At 48.4% G+C, this 4,015-nt stretch carries 1 protein-coding gene and 1 pseudogene; one reads left to right on the forward strand and one right to left on the reverse strand.

The features are described from left to right. Positions 1 to 192 precede the first annotated feature (192 nt). Positions 193 to 2,649 (reverse strand): CPBP family glutamic-type intramembrane protease, encoded by a 2,457-nt coding sequence (locus tag PX482_RS09195; protein WP_288025166.1) that lies wholly within the window; start codon positions 2,647 to 2,649, stop codon positions 193 to 195. Positions 2,650 to 2,871: 222 nt separating this feature from the next. On the opposite strand from PX482_RS09195, the pseudogene PX482_RS09200 reads away from it, so the two are divergent. Continuing rightward, positions 2,872 to 4,015: pseudogene (locus tag PX482_RS09200) on the forward strand (IS4 family transposase); the annotation flags it as partial.

Here is a 4,015-nt window from a genome sequence, read left to right on the forward strand (position 1 = left end):
AAAAAGCTTTTCCTGGGGGCAGGGTGTGGGGTGTGGGGTGTGGGGTGTGGGGTTTTACCCATTTTCAGGGGGTCAATTACCTAATTTTCAGGGAAAAAGTACCTGAATTTTCCCCCCAATCACTCCAAAGGTCGGCACTTTTTGAGGGAAAACAAGTCTAAAAACCCTATCCAACAAGGTTTTTAGATTTATTCAGCAAACCCGAGATAGACCGTTCAAAAACAGCAACCAAACCACCACCACCAACCAATGCAGCACCGAGATCGTCCAGAGAGAACCAGTCAGCCAATAGACGACGGTGCAAGTTAATCCCAATAAAGCCGCTAAAATCAAGAAAATAGGCTGAAAAAAAGTCGGATTGCCCTTTTTGTAAAAAATAATTGCATTGAGGGGATGATAGACGGTAAAAAGCGTGATGCTGACCAAAGCAGAGAGGATCAGGTTAGCTGTGGAAGTTGCCGTTTCCGGATGGGGAATTAACAGCACCCGAAAGACGAATTCCTCCCAGAATGCCGGGAAGAAAAAACAAAAGACGAGCATTTTCAGTATCTCTAACGGTCTCCGTTCGGGGAAGTGCCAACGTAAAAAACCCGACCGGAAACCGATGGTCAGGGCGATCACAGCGTACAATCCCAATCCGATCGCCGTCACCCCCCAATCCCGACCGGTAAGGGGCAGCACGAGCGCGCCCAAAGTGCGACGGAGCATCGGTGCGATCATCGGCATTTCCCCGAATAACTTGGTCGGTGCGAGGGGTAAAATCTCCGGCATCGCTCCCCCAACCTGATTAGTACGGAGGAACCAGAGAGTAGCTCCTGACCGCAAGAAAATCTCACCGATCACGTCATTGCTGCCTCGCGGTAACATCGAGCGCCAGCTTAGTAGAGCGTTGGCCAGTGTATTTTCCCGAATCAAGCCTTTTCCGCGACTATCGGTGATACCGGCGAGAATTTCGGCGTTTTGCCGCCAATCGGCCCGGATCACCCCCCGGGGAGCTAATACTTGTTCTAAACGATCGCCCAATTGTCCCAAACGTTGAAAACGCAAGGTTTCCGGATCGTCGGCATGGGTTGTCAACCAAGCGGCGATCTTTGGATCGGTTTCAAACTGGTGGCGCAGGGTAGCGATCGTGATATAAAGGGCCTGATTCGAGTCCTGGACGCAGGAAGTCGCGGGGGTAACACTAGAAACCCCGGTCCCGTCCCCGATCCGGTAGCGAGCCATCATGATCTCTAACTGCTTGTGGAATTCTGTCAGGGGGGACAGAGAAACCCCACCGAAGTGGTAATCCTCCAATAGGTCTAATTTCACGATCGCATCGGATAGGGGTCGGGAATTAAGCCATCCCCGCTCTAAACTACCCGTATAGTTCGCCCAACTCTGATAACCGGATAAAATCCCCTGGGGATTGTGAGCGTACACCTGATCATAATCGAGCTGCCACTGCAGCTCTCCCGTCAGGGCATCCCGAATCACTTCGTAGAGAAAATAGGAAAAATGACCCGTTACCGTTCCCAATTGTATTGATTCGCCTTTTTTACCGCCGATCCCGCCGAAAATATGAATTCCTATGCCTTTATCGCCCTCTTTCCATGATTTTTTTTCACCCTCCAGCAGGACTGTTACCCGACTGGCGGTTCCTTTGCGGGATGGGGTATCGTTCCAAGTGCCGCGGGCGATGTAATCTTGGCCCGATCGCAGCCCAGTCAGGGTTTCCGTCGGTTGCAGTTGAAACAGCGATCGAGGTTTGATTGCTTGAACAGTAAAGAGTTTATCCCGTCCCCGCGCCCCGTAGATATACCAGCCCTGCTTTCCTTCGCTCGCTGCTGCTAACTGTCGGGGGGTGGAGATAAAACGTCCTCCGGAAACTAAGGGTTGTTGGGGAATGCGGATCACTTCCGAGGTGCCGTCGAATTGTCCACTGTCGCGGTTATAGTGTTGCACTCGGAAAAGTTCGCTCCCACAGGGGGGTGAACCGGGGCAAACCTTGGGGATGTCGCTGGGGGTTCGGGGGGGAGCTTCGCCGATAATTTTCACCAATGCCACAAAGCGCCCAGTAACGATCAAGGGCATTCGCTCCACTTGTAATGACGTTTCCCCGATTTCTGCATCGGGAAAGCTGACCACCACATCATCGAGCGGTCGCGATCCGGCCAGCGCTTGCAGTGGTCCGACCCCTGAACGACCATTCAAGCGAGTCGGTAGGATATTTCCCTGTTTTTCACTCTCGATCGCCTCTGGAGTGAAGCGAATATCCTTAGTAACCAGTCCTAAATATCGAGCCAGTGCCGGGGATTGCCGCCAACCTAAACGAACTTTTTGACCGACTAAATCCGGCCGGGGTGCTTGGTAAACCTGCAACCAAGTCCAATCTTCCCCCGGTGTGGCGGAATATTCCTCCGGTTTTGGCAAAATCAGGCGACCGATCCAAGGGGCGATCGGGCGATACCATCGCGGATCGAGGGATTGCTCTAGGGGAAAATAGCCCGGTTGATTGACCGCTAACCGACTCATGATCCAGTAGTCAGCCTTGGCTTCTTCCACGGGGCGCGGACTGAACAGAAACACCGCTAGAGCGATCGCCGCCAGCGAGAGAAGTATCCAGACAATCCGGGAAATCGTTCTTTTCATGGTATAGCTGACGCTCATCGATCGAGTCAGGTTTCTCCAGCCTACAGCGTTTAGACTAAGTAGCTGGTTATAATTAAATTAAAAACGGATTTTGCCTTTAATCCCCCCTTGATCCCCCCTTAATAAGGCTATCCATTAGTCGGATCTTTCTTAACAAAAAGAGAAGAAACTTAAAAAAAGGGGAAACGATTGATAGGTATAGTTTTGAAAGAAGGAATTAAGGTGGAGGTAAGCAAAAAAATGGAGAAATGGGCAGCCCAAGAATTACAGTATGCAGACCTAGGGGACACCAGAAGAAAGAAAAGGTTAATCAGTATCGTAGAAAACTTGGCCAGTCAACCTAGTACAAGTGTGCCACAAGCCTCGGGAAATCTAGCCGCCGCCAGTGCCACCTACGACTTTGGGAATTCCCCCTATTTTCACCCCTCAGATATAATTGCCGCCCAAGCTAAAAGTACAGTAGAAAGAATCAAAGAACATCCAATAGTTTTGGCAGTGCAAGACACAACAAGTTTAGACTTTACGACGCAAAAAGCCAAAAAAGGAATGGGTTATCTAGATTGTAAAACATCCTTTGGTCTCAAAGTTCATACCACCTTAGGAGTGTCAGCGCCAGGAGTACCTTTGGGACTGATTAATCAATAGGTCTGGGCAAGAGAAGAAAAGAATTTAGGGATTGCCAAGCAACGCAAAAAAAGAGAAACCGAAGAAAAAGAAAGTCAAAGATGGTTAGATTCTTTGTCAGAAACACAACAACAAATACCCGAAGAAATTCAAGTAGTAACAATCGGAGATTGTGAGGCAGACATATTTGATTTATTTGCCCAATCAAGAAGTCCTAACTCTCATTTATTAATTCGAGGAACTCATAACCGAAAAGTTAACTATCTCGAAGACAAGCAAAGGTCAGGGCATTCAGAGCCTAAATATTTACATCAATCCATCAGAGAAATAAAAGCCTGTGGGACCTTAGATGTGCAAGTAAAACGCCATCCTAATCACGAGGCTAGACTAGCTAAACTAACAGTTAGATTTGCCAGTTTTGAAATACAAGTACCTAGCCATCACTCCAAGGCGACCCCTCGTCAACCGGTAAAATTACAGGTAATTTTAGCTGAAGAAGAAAATCCGCATACCGGGGTTAATCCTATCAGTTGGCTCCTCTTAACTAGCCTAGACATTAGTAGCTTTGAATCAGCGATAACCTGTGTGCGCTGGTATAGTTATCGCTGGTTGATAGAACGCTATCATTTTGTTTTAAAAAGTGGTTGTGGATTAGAAAAACTGCAATTAGAAACGGGTAGGAGAATTGAGATGGCTTTAGCTACCTATTCAATTGTAGCTTGGAGATTACTTTGGTTAACCTATCAAGCACGCTTACACG

It is taken from the genome of Microcystis sp. M53602_WE12 (assembly GCF_030065455.1).
Taxonomy (GTDB): Bacteria; Cyanobacteriota; Cyanobacteriia; order Cyanobacteriales; family Microcystaceae; genus Microcystis; species Microcystis aeruginosa.